This is a genomic window from Pseudomonas reinekei (assembly GCF_001945365.1).
In the GTDB taxonomy this organism is placed as follows: Bacteria; Pseudomonadota; Gammaproteobacteria; order Pseudomonadales; family Pseudomonadaceae; genus Aquipseudomonas; species Aquipseudomonas reinekei.
On sequence record NZ_MSTQ01000005.1, the window covers coordinates 344781 to 360078 of the forward strand.

The following is a 15298-nucleotide window of genomic DNA, read 5'->3' on the forward strand; positions in this document are numbered from 1 at the left end:
GGCGTGGCGAAGGTGCGGGCGAGTGATAACCGTGTGCAAACCTTGAAATAAAAGGCTTCCAGCCGATTTTTACTACCTTGTCTGTCAGACGGACCGCACCGAATGCCGCGCATTGTAGCCGCAAGGTGTAGGACTGACACCTAGCTGTTTCGATGCGCCGAACGTCGTATCAATCCGATTACCGGTAGCAGCCCGACCAAAACCAGGGTCAACGCCGGTAAAGAAGCCCTCGCCCACTCGCCCTCACTGGTCATCTCGAAGATCCGCACCGCCAGCGTGTCCCAGCCAAACGGGCGCATCAGCAGGGTCGCGGGCATTTCCTTGAGCACGTCGACGAACACCAGCAACGCCGCGCTCAAAGAACCGGGCAGCAACAACGGCAGATACACTTTGAAAAACAGTCGCGGCCCACTGACACCCAGGCTACGTGCCGCTTCGGGCAAAGAGGGCCGTATACGCGCCAGGCTGCTTTCCAACGGCCCATAAGCCACAGCGATGAAGCGCACCAGATAGGCCAGCAACAGCGCCGCCAGACTGCCCAGCAGCAGCGGCTTGCCGGCACCGCCGAGCCAGCCGGAGAGTGGAATCACCAGTTCGCGGTCCAGATAACTGAACGCCAGCATGATCGACACCGCCAGCACAGAACCGGGCAAGGCGTAGCCAAGATTGGCCAGGCTGACACCCGCATGGATGCCTGGCGTCGGTGCCAACCGTCGGGCAAACGCCAGGATCAAGGCGACACTGACCGTGATCAACGCCGCCATCGCGCCCAGGTACAAGGTGTGAATGATCAGCCCGGTGTAACGCTCATCGAGATCAAAGCGCCCACGCTGCCAGAACCACACCACCAGTTGCAGCATCGGAATGACGAAGGCGCAGGCAAACACCAGGCCGCACCAGCCGCTGGCCAGCAGCGCTTTGCCTCCACGCAGGTGGTACAGCGCCTTGGCCCGTGGCCGTTCATTGCTCGCCCGATTGGCGCCACGGGCACGACGCTCGCCGTACAGCACCAGCATCACCACCAGCAGTAGCAGGCTGGCCAGTTGGGCGGCGGTGGAGAGGCTGAAAAAGCCGTACCAGGTCTTGTAGATGGCGGTGGTGAAGGTGTCGAAGTTGAACACCGAGACGGCACCGAAATCCGCCAGGGTTTCCATCAACGCCAAGGCCACGCCAGCGCCAATGGCAGGACGCGCCATGGGCATGGCCACCCGCCAGAATGCCTGCCATGGCGATTGCCCAAGCACCCGCGCGGCCTCCATCAGGCCTTTGCCCTGCGCCAGGAACGCCGTGCGCGCCAGCAGGTAAACGTAGGGATAGAACACCAGCACCAAGACCAGAATCACCCCGCCCGTGGAACGCACCCGCGGCAGGCGCAACCCCGTACCGAACCATTCACGCAACAGCGTTTGCACGGGACCGGCGAAATCCAGCAAGCCGACAAAGACGAACGCCAGGACGTAGGCCGGAATCGCAAAAGGCAGCATCAATGCCCAGTCCAGCCAGCGTCGGCCGGGAAATTCGCAGAGACTGGTGAGCCAGGCGAGGCTCACGCCAAGAACCGTCACGCCGACGCCAACCCCGAGCACCAGAGTCAGGGTGTTGCCCAGCAGCCGCGGCATCTGCGTTTCCCAGAGATGGGACCAGATCTGTTGATCGATGCTTTGCCAGGACAGCAGCAACACGCTCAAGGGCAGCAGGACCAGCGCAGCGATGGCGAAGACCAGGGGATACCAGCGGCGTTGGGCGGGGTGGGCCAAAGGAAAAGCTCTCTGGAGAAAAATCAACGAAAATGTACGTGAAACGCGAAAAGATCGCAGCCTCCGGCAGCGCCTACAGTGAATGGGTGATCACCCTGTAGACGCTGCCGAAGGCTGCGATCTTTTACTCTTTAAACCAGCTGGTGTCAGTTCCAGCCAGCCCGATCCATCAAGCGAATCGCTTCAGCCTGACGCTTGCCCGCGACTTCCACCGGCAAGGTGTCCGCAACGAACTTGCCCCATGCGGCCACTTCAGCGGATGGCTGCACAGCCGGGTTGGCCGGGAACTCCTGATTCACGTCAGCGAAGATCTTCTGCGCTTCAGGCGTGGTCATCCACTCCACCAGGGCCTTGGCGGCTTCCGGATGCGGCGCGTGCTTGGTCAGGCCGATGCCCGACAGGTTGACGTGCACGCCGCGATCCGCCTGGTTCGGCCAGAACAGCTTCACCGGCAGCTCCGGTTTCTGCTTGTGCAGGCGACCGTAGTAGTAAGTGTTGACGATACCCACGTCGCATTGGCCGGCGTTGATGGCTTCAAGCACCGCAACGTCGTCGGAGAACACGTCGGTGGACAGGTTGTTGACCCAGCCCTTGAGGATCTTCTCGGTTTTCTCGGCACCGTGCACTTCGATCATGGTGGCGGTCAGGGACTGGTTGTACACCTTCTTCGCCGTGCGCAGGCACAGGCGACCCTCCCAGTTCTTGTCGGCCAGTGCTTCGTAGGTGGTCAGCTCACCCGGCTTCACCCGCTCGGTGGAATAGGCGATGGTCCGTGCGCGCAGGCTCAGGCCGGTCCAGGCATGGGACGCGGCGCGGTATTGCAGCGGGATGTTGGCATCGATGGTCTTCGAGGTGAATGGCTGGAGGATGCCCATTTGCTCGGCTTGCCAGAGGTTACCGGCATCCACCGTCAACAGCAGGTCGGCCGTGGCGTTCTCGCCCTCGGCCTTGATCCGCTGCATGAGCGGCGCTTCCTTGTCGGTGATGAACTTCACCTTTACGCCGGTTTTTGCGGTGTAAGCATCGAAGACCGGCTTGATCAGCTCGTCGATACGCGAGGAGTAAACCACCACCTCGTCGGCGGCCTGGGCGACGGTGCTGCCAATCAGGGTCAAGGCCAGTGCGGTCAGTAGACGCTTCGGTGCCAGCATGGGAGCGATCTCTCGATTGAAAAATTGAAGCCAAATGATAAGGACTCACATTTGCCTTCTCAATCGAACAGTTGGCGGAGGCGTTACCAAATGTTGCATAGCCGAAAAAGGATGTGAATGTGCCGACGCATTCGCGAGCAGGCTCGCTCCCACAGTGGAAGGTATTTCAAATGCCGGAGCGAGCCTGCTCGCGAAGAGGCCAATCAGCCCCGACGAAAATCTCAGTGCTTGGCGAGTGCCGGGAGATCGCCCGTCAGTCCGAGGGCTTCGCGCACAAACAACGCTTTGGCCTCGGGCATCTGGTCGACCAGCTTCAGCCCGGTATTGCGCAACCAGCGCACCGGCAACGGGTCGGCCTGGAACAAGCGTTCGAAGCCCTCCATTGCCGCCATCAGCGCCAGGTTATGGGGCATGCGGCGACGTTCGTAGCGACTGAGCACTTTCACATCCGCCAGCCGCTCGCCACGGCCTGCCGCTTGCAACAACACCTCGGCCAGCACGGCGGCATCGAGGAACCCGAGGTTCACGCCCTGCCCGGCTAGCGGATGGATGGTGTGGGCCGCATCGCCAATCAGGGCAAGGCCTTCAGCCACGTAACGCTTGGCATGACGCTGACGCAGTGGCACGCACAGGCGCGGGTCGGCGTTGAGCACAGTCCCGAGCCGGCCTTCGAAGGCGCGTTCCAGTTCGCGGCAAAACGCCTCGTCATCCAGCGCCATCAAGCGTTCGGCTTCGCTCGGTGTGGTCGACCAGACGATCGAGCACCAGTCCTGCTGACCATCACGCGCCAGGGGCAGGAACGCCAGGGGCCCGGTATCGGTAAAGCGCTGCCAGGCGGTCGATTGGTGGTTTTTCGAGCAACGCACGCTGGTGACGATGGCGTGATGCAGATAATCCCACTCCCGTGTCGCAACGCCCGTCAGGCGACGCACCGCCGAGTTGGCGCCATCGGCCGCAATCACCAGCGGCGCACGCAGGGTACGGCCGTCGGCCAGGGTCAGCAGCCAATCGTCGCCGGAACGACGCATCTGTTCTAGGCGGGCATTGGCCAGCATCCCCAAGTCGCAATCGTGCAAGCGCTCGAGCAAGGCGTCCTGCACCACGCGGTTCTCGACGATATGCCCCAGCACCTCGGCATGCACACTGGCCGCCGAGAAGTGAATCTGCCCCGTGCCGCTGCCGTCCCAGACCTGCATGTCGCTATAGGGACTGCTGCGCCGGTTGGCGATGCCGTCCCAGACACCCAGGCGTTCGAGAATCCGCTGGCTGGCGATGGACAGCGCACTCACCCGCGGTTCGAACGGGGCTTGAGCGTCAAACGGTTTGACGCTCATCGGGCTGCCGTCGAGCAACAGGACTTCCAGCCCGCTGTCCTGCAACGCCAGCGCCAGGGCGCTGCCGACCATTCCGGCTCCGACAATCAGCAGATCTGCGCGCATTTCCATGCTTTAAACCTGTCTCGCTTGCGGCTTGAGCCGCACGTAAAGGGTTTTTCCGACGCGTGCTACGAGGTTGCCAGCGCCGTCATGAATATCGACCTGCAGTTGCGGCAGGTATTTTTCGCCACCCGCCGTCTGCCGCCGGATTTCGTCGAGCAAGGTGTCGTCAATGTTGAAACGGGCGAAAACCGGGCCTTTGCCCGGCGCGATGAAATCGATGTCTGCAGCCTTGTCCCAGACGATGTAGTTGCGCCCCAGGTTCTCCATCAGCATCAGCATGAAAAACGGGTCGACCATCGAATACAGGCTGCCACCAAACTGGGTGCCAACGTAATTGCGGTTGTACCAGCTCAGGCCCATCGAGACCCGTATGTCGCGGAAATCATCGCTGATGTGCTGCACCTGAACGCCGGCGCCAAGGTACGGCGGATAGAAGCTCATGAATCGGCGCATCAACCGCGCCTTGCCGAACTTGCGCGTCAGCCACTTAAGCATCAGGTCGAGTACCCAGGCCCATGGCCTGCCGAGCGAACCAGCGTTTGGCCGGCGGCAGCAGATCCAGACCCAGCAGCCCGAGATTACGGCCCAGCGAAACCAGCGGCTGGGTGCTGCCGAACAGGCGCGTGACCTGATCGGAAAAACCGACGGTGAGGTTCTGGTCCAGACGCTGACGCTCGCGATAGGCCTGCAAGGTCGCAAACTCGCCCGGTGACTGCTCGCTGGCGAGCAACGCATCGGCCAGCGCCTGGGCATCACGCAACGACAGGTTGAAACCTTGCCCGGCAATCGGGTGCAAGCTGTGGGCAGCATTGCCCAGCACCGCCAGATGTGAACGCACCTGTTCTTCGGCCTCGACCAGCGCCAACGGGTACAGATGTCGAGCGCCAACCTGTTTCAACGTGCCCAGGCGATAACCGAACACGCCCTGCAATTCGCGGAGAAAACTGCGCTCATCCAGTGCGGCCAGGCGTTGCGCGTCCATCCCCAGACGGGTCCAGACCAAGGCGCAACGGTTGTCCGGCAATGGCAACAACGCCATCGGCCCATCGTCGGTAAAACGCTCGAACGCCATGCCGTTATGCGCTTCGCTCGGCGTGATGTTGGCGATCAGTGCGCTCTGATTGTAAGGCCGCTTCTTGATGCCGATCCCCAGTTGCTCGCGCAGGCCGGAGCGGCCACCATCAGCCAACACCGCAAGGTCGCACTCCAGGGTGGTTTCGTCATTGAGGGTCAGGCGATAGCCATCGGTGAGCGGCTCCATGCGGGTGACTTCCGCCGGGCAACGCCAACTGATGACGTCTTTGTCCAGGCCTCGCCACAGGCATTGGCCGAGCCAGGCGTTTTCCACCACGTAGCCCAGCGCCGGAACGCCTTCTTCCATGGCCGACAGCCGCGCCGTGGAAAAACGCCCGCGATCGGAAACGTGAATCTGTTTGATCGGCTCGGCACGGCGAGAGATCTCCTGCCAAACGCCCAGCCGCTGATAGATCTGCCGAGCGCCATAGGATAATGCCGTGGAGCGCGCGTCATAACTCGGCTGATAGGTATCGCCGGGCGCGAAAGGCTCGATCAGTACGATCTTCCAGCCCCGGGCCTTGGCCCCGGCCTGCAACGCCAAAGCGAGGCTGGCACCGACCAGCCCCCCACCGATGATTGCCAGATTGACTCGACTCATGCCGCTTGTGTCCGCGCTTGCGCCATCAAGGCTTCGATTTCGGCGACCGTTTTCGGTACGCCTTTGGTGAGGATTTCACAGCCGGTTTTGGTGACCACTACGTCGTCCTCGATGCGCACGCCAATGCCGCGCCATTTCTTCGCCACGCTCTGATTGTCCGGGGCGATGTAGATCCCCGGCTCCACGGTCAGCGCCATGCCGACTTCCAGCACGCGCCACTCGCCGCCGACCTTGTATTCGCCGACGTCATGCACATCCATGCCCAGCCAGTGACCGGCGCGGTGCATGTAAAACGCCTTGTAGGCTTCGCCGGCGATCAATTCGTCAACATTGCCCTGGAGCAAACCCAATTCGACCAGGCCCGAAGTGATCACCCGGACCGTCGCTTCGTGGGCCTGATTCCAGTGTTTGTTCGGCGCGATTTCGGCAAACGCCGCTTCCTGCGCCGCCAGCACCAATTCGTAGATCGCCTTCTGCTCCGCCGAATACTTGCCGTTCACCGGCCAGGTGCGGGTGATGTCGCTGGCGTAGCAGTCGATCTCGCAACCGGCGTCGATCAGCACCAGCTCACCGTCCTTGAGCACGGCGTCATTCTGCTGGTAATGCAGGATGCAGCTGTTGCGCCCCGTGGCGACGATCGAACCGTAGGCCGGCATCTTCGCGCCACCCTTGCGGAATTCGTAATCGAGCTCCGCTTCGAGACTGTACTCATACAACCCGGCACGACTGGCCTGCATCGCACGCACATGCGCCTGGGCAGAAATCCGTGCAGCCTCGCGCATCACCTTCACTTCTGCCGCCGATTTATACAGGCGCATGTCGTGCAGCAGATGATCCAGGGCAACGAATTCGTTCGGTGGCTGGGCGCCGAGGTTGGCCTTGGAGCGAATCACGTTGATCCACTCCATCAAGTGCCGGTCAAATTCCGGGTTGCTGCCCATGGCCGAATACACCCGGTCACGGCCTTCGATCAGGCCAGGCAGGATGTCGTCGATATCCGTGATCGGGAAAGCGTCGTCGGCACCAAAGTCGCGAATCGCGCCTTCCTGCCCGGCCCGCAGTCCGTCCCACAGTTCACGCTCGGCGTTGCGTTCGCGGCAGAACAGGATGTATTCGCCGTGCACTCGCCCTGGCATCAACACCAGCACGGCCTGAGGCTCGGGAAAACCGCTGAGGTACTGGAAGTCGCTGTCCTGGCGGTAGACGTGCTCGACGTCACGATTGCGAATGGCGACCGCGGCGGCGGGCAGGATGGCGATGCTGTTGGGTTCCATCTGCGCCATCAGGGCCTTGCGGCGACGGCTGTACTCCGATTTCGGGATATGGATCATGGGCAGATGGCGTTCCCTGGCTTTGATCAGTGCAGCGACGGTTTGGCGGCAGCCGCCACGTCTTTCTTGGTTTCCGAGAACAGCAGCAGTGGCGCGACGCGCAGGTACTCCATGACTTCCATGTAATCGGACTCGCCGTCTTCGGACTCTTCCAGCGCGTCTTGCACTTGGGAAATGGCTGCCAGGTCCTGCAGCACTTCGGTGGCCTCGGCGCTAAGGGCGCTGCTGTCACGGCAATTCAAGCCGAAGCCGCTGAGGAAACCCTGGCACCACTCGCCCAGTGCGGCGGCACGGTCGGTGAGCGGGGCATCGTCGGTTGGCAGCAGCAGGACGACGGTCACGTCATCGCCGGTGAGCTCGCCTTTTACCATCTCTTGCAGGCCGATCAAGGCGTTGCGAACGTTGTCCTGCGGCTCGTTTTCCAGCAGCTCAGCGGCGTCGATCAGCCAGCCTTCGGCATCGAAACCGGCGCCGGCGCAGCTGCGACCGAGCAGCAGGCCGTGCAATTCGGCAGGCGATACATTGTGACCGCTGGACGTCAGCAGGGTGGCGAAGGCTTGGTACGGGGAATTCTGAATGGTCATGGGCAGCTAGGCGCCAGACGGCGCTATGTCTAGAATGAAGGCCTTGTATCCTACATCGACAGACTCGCCAAGACTATTAAAGGCTGTCCAGCTGTTACCGCTCATCAGACACACACTCAGTGGACAATATGGAAGACACCGACCTGCAAGCGCTGATGGCCAGACTCGAACTGCTGATTACCCGAGTCGAGCAACTTAAGAGCCAAAACGGACTCTTACTTGCTCAGGAAAAGACCTGGCGCGAGGAACGCGCGCACCTCATTGAAAAAAACGAAATCGCCCGGCGTAAGGTCGAATCGATGATTTCGCGCCTCAAGGCCCTGGAGCAAGACTCATGAGTTCAAGCAATAGCGTCACCGTGCAGATCCTCGACAAAGAGTATTCCATCATCTGCCCCCAGGAAGAACGCAGTAACCTGGTGAGCGCCGCCCGCTATCTGGACGGCAAGATGCGCGAGATCCGCAGCAGCGGCAAAGTCATCGGTGCCGACCGTATCGCCGTGATGGCCGCGTTGAACATCACCCACGACCTGCTCCACAAGGAAGACCGGCCGGATGTGCAGGTCAGCGGCTCGACCCGTGAGCAGGTGCGCGACCTGCTTGATCGCGTCGATCTGGTCCTCGCTACCGATCCGGACGTCACCAAAGGCTGATTCGGCTCACCGCTTGGGGTATACTCCCCTCACTCCCTGGGGTGTTTGCCAGTTGGCGATGTCCCTGAGCCGATTTGCTATACCCTGGAGGTTGCACGTTGGGCTGGTGTGCATGTCCGCTAGACGGAAAGCCTTAAAGCCTACTGCAACTTCCACCTTGAACTTTCGGGTTCAAGGGCTAAGTCGACAGCGACACATTCGGGGAGCCTGATTCCAGTCCGATGCCGGTTTAAATACCGGCATCGGCGTTTTTACGGGTACGCTTTACGTATCCGTACTTTCGAAGCCCGAATTCATGACCGAACCTGCGCTGCTACCCCGCCCGCAACTTCGACGCATGCTGCGCAAGGCCCGCCGCGCACTGACACCCAGTCAGCAGCGCCAGGCCGCACGCGGGCTTTACAAGCAATTGGCCCAGCAACCGCTGTTTCGCCGCGCCAGACACATCTCTCTCTATCTGCCCACCGACGGTGAAATCGACCCGCGCCTGCTGCTGCGTGCAGCTCAGCGGCGAGGCAAGGCTACCTATCTGCCGGTGCTCAGCGCCTGGCCACGAACCAAAATGGTGTTCCAGCGCATCCGCCCCGGTGAAAAGCTCAGGCCCAACCGCTTCCGGATTCTCGAACCCCGGCACAACCTTGCCCGACAACGCAAAGTCTGGGCGCTGGACCTGGTGCTGCTGCCGTTAGTGGGGTTTGACGATGTCGGCGGTCGGCTGGGGATGGGCGGCGGTTTCTACGATCGCAGCCTGGCTTACCTGGCGCGTCGAAATGACTGGCGCAAGCCGACGCTGCTGGGGCTGGCCCATGAATGTCAGAAGGTCGAGCGATTGGCTCAAGCGAGCTGGGATGTGCCGTTGCAGGGAACGGTCACGGACAAGGCCTGGTATTACGTAGGCTAGACGCCACTGCAATCAGCAGCGTCGATAAGACAGCTTAGCGTTTGAACGCCGTCGACTGTTGCTGCAACTGGGCAACCTCAACCGGCGCATCGGTCTTGTTGGCCCACAGGCTTTGGGCATAGCCAGTGGTCACGACGCCGAGGCCGAACAAAATAACCAATATCCATAGTAAATCCGGTTTGCGTTTCATCGATTGCCCCCCAAAGGCATATCAACACGATGACAGCAGCGGTTTCCGTTTTGTAGGCCGTGCAGCAGCGTCAAGCTTTAAAGGCCGGCATTTTGCGGCAACGTGAACCGCTGCGCAAATGCTGGCGTCAACCGACTGTCGGTTTGTCATAAGATTGCCCGACAACCTGCCCACTGACCTCGCAAGGAGCAAAAAACATGGCCTATTGGCTGATGAAATCCGAGCCCGACGAACTCTCGATCAAAGGCCTGGAGAAGCTTGGCAAAGCGCGCTGGGATGGGGTTCGCAACTATCAGGCGCGTAACTTCCTGCGGGCCATGGCGGTGGGGGATGAGTTTTTCTTCTATCACTCCAGCTGCCCGGAGCCAGGGATTGCCGGGATCGGCAAGATTATCGAAGCCGCGTATCCCGACCCAACGGCGCTGGAGCCTGAAAGTCATTACTATGATCCCAAAGCCACACCGGAGAAAAACGCCTGGAGCGCGATTGATGTCGCGCATGTCGAGACGTTTTCCAAGGTACTGAAGCTGGACTATCTCAAGCAACAGACGGCACTGGCCGAGATGCCGTTGGTGCAGAAGGGCTCGCGGCTGTCGGTGATGCCGGTGACGGCCGAGCAGTGGGCGGCTGTGATGGAGCTGCGTTGAAATGCTTTTTTAGGAGCTGGCTTGCCAGCGATGGCGATCTTGAGGGCGCTATCGCTGGCAAGCCAGCTCCTACAGGATCCAGCATTACTGGATGATCAGGTTGTTGAACAACAAATCCTCAACCACCGGCTTACCGGTTTCATCGTTCATGATCTGCTGGGTCTGCTTCAACGCTTCCTGACGCAGCTTCTCTTTGGCCTCAACGTTGTTCATCGTCTCGGTAGTCTGCTGGGCAAACAACGCCACGAGCTGATTACGAATCAGCGGTTCGTTGGCCTTGACCGCTTTGGTCGCCTCTTCGCCGGTCACCCGCAACGCCACGTCGGCCTTGTAGACCTTGAGTTTCGGTGTGCCATCCAGCCCGTAATTACCCACGAACGGCGGGCTCAGGGTGATGTAATTGACCTTTGGTGCTTCACCTTCTTTGGCTTCTTCGGCCACCGCTGCCACAGGCAGAGACAGGGCCAGCATCAACATGATCCACGCTTTCACAATTCGCTCCTTATTCGGTTTGCGGCCTAGCATAACGACCCGCCGCGCAAGCACAAGCTTATGGCTGACTATCAGGGCCGGGCATGCTCGTTGACCCATCGACTCACACACCTACACTTATCGGCCATCACTCCCAAAGGAATAGCCTTGATGAAAGCCGTGCTGTGCAAAGCCTTCGGCCCTGCCGAATCGCTGGTGCTGGAAGACGTCGCCAGTCCTGTCGCGAAGAAGAACGAAATCCTGCTGGACGTGCACGCCGCGGGGGTCAACTTCCCCGATACGCTGATCATCGAGGGCAAGTACCAGTTCAAGCCGCCCTTCCCGTTTTCACCGGGCGGTGAAGCGGCCGGCGTGGTCAGTGAAGTGGGTGAAAAGGTCAGCCACCTGAAAGTCGGTGACCGGGTCATGGCCCTGACCGGCTGGGGCAGTTTCGCCGAGCAGGTCGCGGTGCCGGGCTACAACGTGCTGCCGATTCCACCCTCGATGGACTTCAATACCGCCGCCGCCTTCAGCATGACCTACGGCACCTCGATGCACGCACTCAAGCAGCGCGGCAACCTGCAACCGGGTGAAACCCTGCTGGTACTCGGCGCCTCCGGCGGTGTCGGCCTCGCCGCTGTAGAAATCGGCAAAGCCATGGGTGCCCGGGTAATCGCCGCCGCCAGCAGCGCCGAAAAACTCGCCGTAGCCAAGGCTGCGGGGGCCGATGAACTGATCAACTACAGCGAAACCAGCCTCAAGGACGAAATCAAACGCCTGACCGATGGTCAGGGCGCCGACGTGATCTACGACCCGGTGGGCGGTGACCTGTTCGACCAGGCCATCCGCGCCATCGCCTGGAACGGCCGCCTGCTGGTGGTCGGCTTCGCCAGCGGGCGCATTCCCGAACTGCCGGTAAACCTGGCATTGCTCAAGGGCGCAGCGGTACTGGGCGTATTCTGGGGCTCATTTGCCCAGCGCCAGCCGCAGGACAACGCCGCGAACTTCCAGCAACTGTTTGGCTGGTTTGCCGAAGGCAAGTTGAAACCGCTGGTGTCGCAGGTGTATCCGCTGAGCAACGCAGCTCAAGCCATCAATGATCTCGGCCAGCGCAAGGCGGTCGGGAAGGTGGTGGTGCAGGTTCGCTAAATCCGCGCTGGACATATTGAGAAGGCCAAAGCAACTCACAAGCTGCTCTGGCCTTCACTTCCAATACACAAATTGTTTCTATTCAGTATCAACATCAACAGCGAAATATTTAGCGGTAAATATATAAATCCCCCTTCCAAAAAATTGCGTTAACTTCCCAATTACAGATCAATGCGCCGGCAAACTCTAAAACCTACAAGCCAAGCATATGAGATGTTCTGCTATCAGCCTCGCTCTCAATTGGAAAGCGTAATCTGAATTCGGGAATAATTGACATGGAGTCGTCATATGTCTAACGCAAACAAATATTTAGGTCCCCATATAAAAACCGGGCCAAACTCATACGAATTAGCCCCCATACCAGTCAAAGCAGAAAGATTAAACCCAGGGATAGAAGGATTTTTTTCAGGCGCCTGGGGTTTAAATGAAGGTCCCCATAGAGGCACTAGCAGTGGGCCAGTAAAGCTCAGCCCGCTTACACCTTTCATATGGGATGACTTGATGCATGAAAGAAGCATTAACAGCACATACATTGATAGTGAATACGCCGGATTATATAACAACCTTTTCGCTTCCACAATTGCCGAACTGGATTACGCGAAACAAGTGGCCGGCGCCAACCATCCTCTATCACCAATTGAAAAAACAAAGGTCGAGCAAAAGGCGGCGTTGAAACTTATTCAGAATAAATCAATAGAGTATGAGGCACGTAAGCCGAGCGCCTATTCACTTTACGGCCACAACCAATTTTTCCTAATGAAGGAGCTGTCCTTTAGAAAAATTTTCGAAAGCTTACACACCTCTCCTCCTGACGCGTCCGTGGCCTATACCGCGATAGATACTGCTTATCGATCAGCATTAGACCTAAAACGCATTTCGCTACAAATGAATATTTTAGCTAAACAGCTCGAGCATTTAGCAAACAAGCGAGATCAATCTGAAATCGAAGCCCAGATTGCAAACTCAACATCTACTGTGGACGAAAAATTTCGGTCATTAAAGATGAAATAAACGTTCATTTTGACCTTTTGCCGCATTTTATTCTCGAAAAAATTATTGCTGCGACGGGAGCTACAATTGGCGCGACGCTCGCCCAATCGCTGACAAGTTATAAAATCACAATAAACAACCTAATCGCGTCCGAGCAATCAGCTGTAAGGCCTTATGCGATAGCAAACCCGGCAATTAAATCGCCACTGAGCACTCCAGAAATTGAAGCGCTCAACAACCTCGTTGATCTACAGGCAAATACCAATTTAGGCAGGCGATGGCAGGACTATCACTTATCCCTCCTTCACACTGAAATTGCGCGCCATCTAACTGAGACAAGTAGCGCTTTTTCTGGACTGATCGCTCGCTCTCTAGCAGTCGAACGGCAGCAGGAACAGGTACGTATTGAAACTGAGCGGCAGCTAGAGCGGCTACGTATTGAAGCTGAGCAGTAAAGGGAGCAGCTGCGCGTTGCAGCAGAACAGGAGGCATACCAGCAAGCCCTTGCTTTGGAAAAAATACAAAAAGACGCATTAAGGGAAAAGTACCAGATTGAGAATGTGAACCTATCCACAGCTAGCGGAGATGCAGCATCTGTAAGGCCGCTAGTGGTCACACCAGATGGCTTGATTGCAGGATTTGAAGGCTCGCCTTTTTCTCTGGCCCGATCTGTCGAGTCCCTAAGTGTGCGCTCGAACCCGCTGGGTGTTTTCTTGGCCTCTATCTTCTATACGCCAACTCTCGGAAACGGTGAACTACAGCGTAACCCTGTGGTTGTGTCGATACCGCTCTCTCAATTGGGTGATGGATTCGACAACCAGATCAACTTAAAAAATCAGAGCGAAACAAATTTACCGATACGAGTACTATCTTCCTCAAGAGGTGAGCATACTCAACTTTACTTATCTCAAACGGGTGATAATCTATCCGCACGAGTTAGAGTCCGAACTGCGAAATTTGAGCCGACCACAAATTTTTACACGTTCACCACTGAAGGTTTTCTACCAAGAACACTTACATGGACGCCAAATAGCGCGCCTGGAAAAGATGGTATTGGCTCCACGGAATTACCCTCCGATCAAAACGGCATCGAGATCTATCCAGGGGCCAGAGTCACTCAACTTGATGGAAGAACTGACGAACATCCCTCATACGACGATTTCGATCTAGACGACTACGTCCTGATTTTTCCGACTGATTCAGGCATTGATCCCATCTACATCATGCTAAGCCGAACCGGCCCACGATACGAACCGGGGACGGTAAACGGGGACGGACAAATCTTTGGTGAAAACTGGTTAGAGAGCGCGACAGAATCAGATGGAGTTCCGATTCCCGCTCAGATAGCAAATCAATTGCGCGGTAAAGACTTCAGAAATTTTGATAAATTCAGAGAGAGTTTTTGGGTCGCGGTATCAAATGATCCGAAGTTAAGCATGGAACTGAGTCCGCTGAATAAAGCGATAATGAAGAACGGGCACTCACCCTATGCCCCTCAAAGCGAGCAGGTGGGGAGAAGGGAAAAATTTGAAATCCACCATATAATTCCAATTCAAAAAGGTGGAGAGGTTTATAATGTTGACAACATGCTTATTACAACTCCTAAATCTCATATTGCAATACACTCAAACAACAACGGTGAGACGCTATGAATCCAGTAAAAAAATATGAACAATATACTGAATCAGAGTTTCTAGAGACAATTAAAAGATTGTTCGACGGAAATTATGCTTCGGAAGAAGAACTGGATACCATAGTTCGCAACATAGTGCTTGCATCCGAGCATCCCGACGGAACGGATATTCTTTTTTATCCTAAAGCAGGCGTTGAGAATTCACCTATTGGAATACTTAACAGCATCAAGGAGTGGCGTAAAACAAACGGAAAACCTGACTTTAAATCAGACTAATGACCAATGGCGCTGCACCTTATGCCGCACCTCTCGACAGTGTCGGCGGCAGGGAAAAATTGAGATCCATCATAAGCAAAGAATCACCGATGCCGGAGCGGTACGATTTGGATAACCTAAGCATTCTAACTCCAAAGGCACACATAGAACTACACAAAAAGGTGATCTACAATGATTCTCAAAGATAAGTTAGAGGATTATACAGAGGCGGAATTTTTAGTTTTTTTAAGAGGCTTTTTCGAGAATGACAGCGGCCTATCGGGGGAAGCATTTAGCGAGTATTCGGTTAAGCGGATGCGTCATTTTGAGAAAATCACGGAACACCCTAGAAAACGACTGGTTTTAACCCGACCTATTGGGCGCGTAGATAGTCCAGAAGGAGTGCTCGAAGAAATTAAAGAATGGCGGAAAGTTAACGGCAAACCCGGCTTCAAGCTAGAGTAAATATCAGC

The 15298-nt window shown here is 57.4% G+C and carries 20 protein-coding genes and 1 other RNA gene; 12 read left to right on the forward strand and 9 right to left on the reverse strand.

The genetic code is table 11. The features are described 5' to 3' along the window. Positions 1-140: 140 nt before the first annotated feature. The 7 genes from BVK86_RS10665 to BVK86_RS10695 all read right to left on the reverse strand — a co-directional run bounded on the left by BVK86_RS10665 (position 141) and on the right by BVK86_RS10695 (position 7937). On the reverse strand, positions 141-1757 hold the full coding sequence (locus BVK86_RS10665; protein WP_075946406.1) for an ABC transporter permease: 1617 nt from the start codon (positions 1755-1757) through the stop codon (positions 141-143). A 146-nt stretch (positions 1758-1903) separates the two neighbouring features. Next, entirely contained in the window at positions 1904-2908 is a 1005-nt protein-coding gene (locus BVK86_RS10670; RefSeq protein WP_075946407.1) for an extracellular solute-binding protein, read from the reverse strand. Between the two features lie 221 nt (positions 2909-3129). Next, the gene (locus BVK86_RS10675; RefSeq protein WP_167371502.1) at positions 3130-4347 is read right to left on the reverse strand and encodes a 2-octaprenyl-3-methyl-6-methoxy-1,4-benzoquinol hydroxylase; all 1218 of its coding nucleotides are present in this window, start codon (positions 4345-4347) and stop codon (positions 3130-3132) included. A 9-nt stretch (positions 4348-4356) separates the two neighbouring features. After that, positions 4357-4842: a DUF4442 domain-containing protein gene (locus BVK86_RS10680; protein WP_075946409.1), complete on the reverse strand. Its 486-nt coding sequence runs from the start codon at positions 4840-4842 to the stop codon at positions 4357-4359. Next, positions 4835-6022, reverse strand: a complete 1188-nt coding sequence (gene ubiH, locus BVK86_RS10685) for a 2-octaprenyl-6-methoxyphenyl hydroxylase (RefSeq protein WP_075946410.1) — start codon at positions 6020-6022, stop codon at positions 4835-4837. The genes BVK86_RS10680 and ubiH overlap by 8 nt, the downstream gene beginning before the upstream one ends. Further along, on the reverse strand, positions 6019-7353 hold the full coding sequence (pepP, locus tag BVK86_RS10690; protein ID WP_075946411.1) for a Xaa-Pro aminopeptidase: 1335 nt from the start codon (positions 7351-7353) through the stop codon (positions 6019-6021). The genes ubiH and pepP overlap by 4 nt, the downstream gene beginning before the upstream one ends. Positions 7354-7379: 26 nt before the next feature. Beyond that, complete coding sequence (locus BVK86_RS10695) at positions 7380-7937, reverse strand: YecA/YgfB family protein (protein ID WP_075946412.1); 558 nt, start codon at positions 7935-7937, stop codon at positions 7380-7382. Positions 7938-8065: 128 nt separating this feature from the next. Here BVK86_RS10695 and BVK86_RS10700 point away from each other — a divergent pair, with 128 nt between their 5' ends. The 4 genes from BVK86_RS10700 (at position 8066) to BVK86_RS10715 (ending at position 9490) form a co-directional block, all read left to right on the forward strand. After that, positions 8066-8275, forward strand: a complete 210-nt coding sequence (locus tag BVK86_RS10700; RefSeq protein ID WP_007982902.1) for a TIGR02449 family protein — start codon at positions 8066-8068, stop codon at positions 8273-8275. Further along, positions 8272-8589: a cell division protein ZapA gene (locus BVK86_RS10705; RefSeq protein ID WP_007978902.1), complete on the forward strand. Its 318-nt coding sequence runs from the start codon at positions 8272-8274 to the stop codon at positions 8587-8589. Before BVK86_RS10700 ends, BVK86_RS10705 begins: the two co-directional genes overlap by 4 nt. 30 nt (positions 8590-8619) lie before the next feature. Further along, a non-coding RNA gene (gene ssrS, locus BVK86_RS10710) (6S RNA) lies at positions 8620-8798 on the forward strand. Positions 8799-8884: 86 nt separating this feature from the next. Continuing rightward, complete coding sequence (locus BVK86_RS10715) at positions 8885-9490, forward strand: 5-formyltetrahydrofolate cyclo-ligase (protein WP_075946413.1); 606 nt, start codon at positions 8885-8887, stop codon at positions 9488-9490. Positions 9491-9524: 34 nt separating this feature from the next. Here BVK86_RS10715 and BVK86_RS29790 read toward each other — a convergent pair whose 3' ends face one another. Further along, positions 9525-9680 carry a hypothetical protein gene (locus tag BVK86_RS29790; protein WP_008048702.1) on the reverse strand — a complete coding sequence of 52 codons (156 nt, stop codon included), beginning with the start codon at positions 9678-9680 and terminating at the stop codon, positions 9525-9527. Between the two features lie 197 nt (positions 9681-9877). Here BVK86_RS29790 and BVK86_RS10720 point away from each other — a divergent pair, with 197 nt between their 5' ends. Next, entirely contained in the window at positions 9878-10327 is a 450-nt protein-coding gene (locus tag BVK86_RS10720) for an EVE domain-containing protein (protein WP_075946414.1), read from the forward strand. 84 nt (positions 10328-10411) lie between these two features. Here the strand turns inward: BVK86_RS10720 and BVK86_RS10725 are convergent, their stop codons facing one another. Further along, complete coding sequence (locus tag BVK86_RS10725; RefSeq protein WP_075946415.1) at positions 10412-10819, reverse strand: flagellar basal body-associated protein FliL; 408 nt, start codon at positions 10817-10819, stop codon at positions 10412-10414. Between the two features lie 150 nt (positions 10820-10969). Here BVK86_RS10725 and BVK86_RS10730 point away from each other — a divergent pair, with 150 nt between their 5' ends. From BVK86_RS10730 to BVK86_RS10750, 7 genes are all read left to right on the forward strand, one after another. Then, entirely contained in the window at positions 10970-11947 is a 978-nt protein-coding gene (locus tag BVK86_RS10730) for an NADPH:quinone oxidoreductase family protein (protein ID WP_046053779.1), read from the forward strand. Between the two features lie 288 nt (positions 11948-12235). Continuing rightward, positions 12236-12958, forward strand: coding sequence for a hypothetical protein (locus tag BVK86_RS10735; protein ID WP_139315759.1), 723 nt, complete (start codon positions 12236-12238; stop codon positions 12956-12958). Between the two features lie 17 nt (positions 12959-12975). Then, positions 12976-13392, forward strand: coding sequence for a hypothetical protein (locus BVK86_RS29305; protein ID WP_139315760.1), 417 nt, complete (start codon positions 12976-12978; stop codon positions 13390-13392). Positions 13393-13446: 54 nt separating this feature from the next. Then, positions 13447-14589, forward strand: a complete 1143-nt coding sequence (locus BVK86_RS10740) for an S-type pyocin domain-containing protein (RefSeq protein WP_075946417.1) — start codon at positions 13447-13449, stop codon at positions 14587-14589. Beyond that, positions 14586-14846 (forward strand): bacteriocin immunity protein, encoded by a 261-nt coding sequence (locus tag BVK86_RS10745; protein WP_075946418.1) that lies wholly within the window; start codon positions 14586-14588, stop codon positions 14844-14846. Before BVK86_RS10740 ends, BVK86_RS10745 begins: the two co-directional genes overlap by 4 nt. Continuing rightward, positions 14846-15034 (forward strand): hypothetical protein, encoded by a 189-nt coding sequence (locus BVK86_RS30510; protein ID WP_408002974.1) that lies wholly within the window; start codon positions 14846-14848, stop codon positions 15032-15034. The genes BVK86_RS10745 and BVK86_RS30510 overlap by 1 nt, the downstream gene beginning before the upstream one ends. Further along, a complete protein-coding gene (locus tag BVK86_RS10750; RefSeq protein WP_075946419.1) occupies positions 15018-15290 on the forward strand; it encodes a bacteriocin immunity protein in 273 nt (90 codons plus the stop codon). The genes BVK86_RS30510 and BVK86_RS10750 overlap by 17 nt, the downstream gene beginning before the upstream one ends. Positions 15291-15298: the final 8 nt, after the last annotated feature.

What these genes read in the sequence shown, in the direction of transcription:
- BVK86_RS10670 (WP_075946407.1), bottom strand. Translation starts at nt 2,908, where the DNA reads ATGCTGGCACCGAAGCGTCTACTGACCGCACTGGCCTTGACCCTGATT.
- BVK86_RS10675 (WP_167371502.1), bottom strand. Translation starts at nt 4,347, where the DNA reads ATGCGCGCAGATCTGCTGATTGTCGGAGCCGGAATGGTCGGCAGCGCC.
- BVK86_RS10680 (WP_075946409.1), bottom strand. Translation starts at nt 4,842, where the DNA reads ATGCTTAAGTGGCTGACGCGCAAGTTCGGCAAGGCGCGGTTGATGCGC.
- ubiH (WP_075946410.1), bottom strand. Translation starts at nt 6,022, where the DNA reads ATGAGTCGAGTCAATCTGGCAATCATCGGTGGGGGGCTGGTCGGTGCC.
- pepP (WP_075946411.1), bottom strand. Translation starts at nt 7,353, where the DNA reads ATGATCCATATCCCGAAATCGGAGTACAGCCGTCGCCGCAAGGCCCTG.
- BVK86_RS10695 (WP_075946412.1), bottom strand. Translation starts at nt 7,937, where the DNA reads ATGACCATTCAGAATTCCCCGTACCAAGCCTTCGCCACCCTGCTGACG.
- BVK86_RS10700 (WP_007982902.1), top strand. Translation starts at nt 8,066, where the DNA reads ATGGAAGACACCGACCTGCAAGCGCTGATGGCCAGACTCGAACTGCTG.
- BVK86_RS10705 (WP_007978902.1), top strand. Translation starts at nt 8,272, where the DNA reads ATGAGTTCAAGCAATAGCGTCACCGTGCAGATCCTCGACAAAGAGTAT.
- BVK86_RS10715 (WP_075946413.1), top strand. Translation starts at nt 8,885, where the DNA reads ATGACCGAACCTGCGCTGCTACCCCGCCCGCAACTTCGACGCATGCTG.
- BVK86_RS29790 (WP_008048702.1), bottom strand. Translation starts at nt 9,680, where the DNA reads ATGAAACGCAAACCGGATTTACTATGGATATTGGTTATTTTGTTCGGC.
- BVK86_RS10720 (WP_075946414.1), top strand. Translation starts at nt 9,878, where the DNA reads ATGGCCTATTGGCTGATGAAATCCGAGCCCGACGAACTCTCGATCAAA.
- BVK86_RS10730 (WP_046053779.1), top strand. Translation starts at nt 10,970, where the DNA reads ATGAAAGCCGTGCTGTGCAAAGCCTTCGGCCCTGCCGAATCGCTGGTG.
- BVK86_RS10735 (WP_139315759.1), top strand. Translation starts at nt 12,236, where the DNA reads ATGTCTAACGCAAACAAATATTTAGGTCCCCATATAAAAACCGGGCCA.
- BVK86_RS10745 (WP_075946418.1), top strand. Translation starts at nt 14,586, where the DNA reads ATGAATCCAGTAAAAAAATATGAACAATATACTGAATCAGAGTTTCTA.
- BVK86_RS30510 (WP_408002974.1), top strand. Translation starts at nt 14,846, where the DNA reads ATGACCAATGGCGCTGCACCTTATGCCGCACCTCTCGACAGTGTCGGC.
- BVK86_RS10750 (WP_075946419.1), top strand. Translation starts at nt 15,018, where the DNA reads ATGATTCTCAAAGATAAGTTAGAGGATTATACAGAGGCGGAATTTTTA.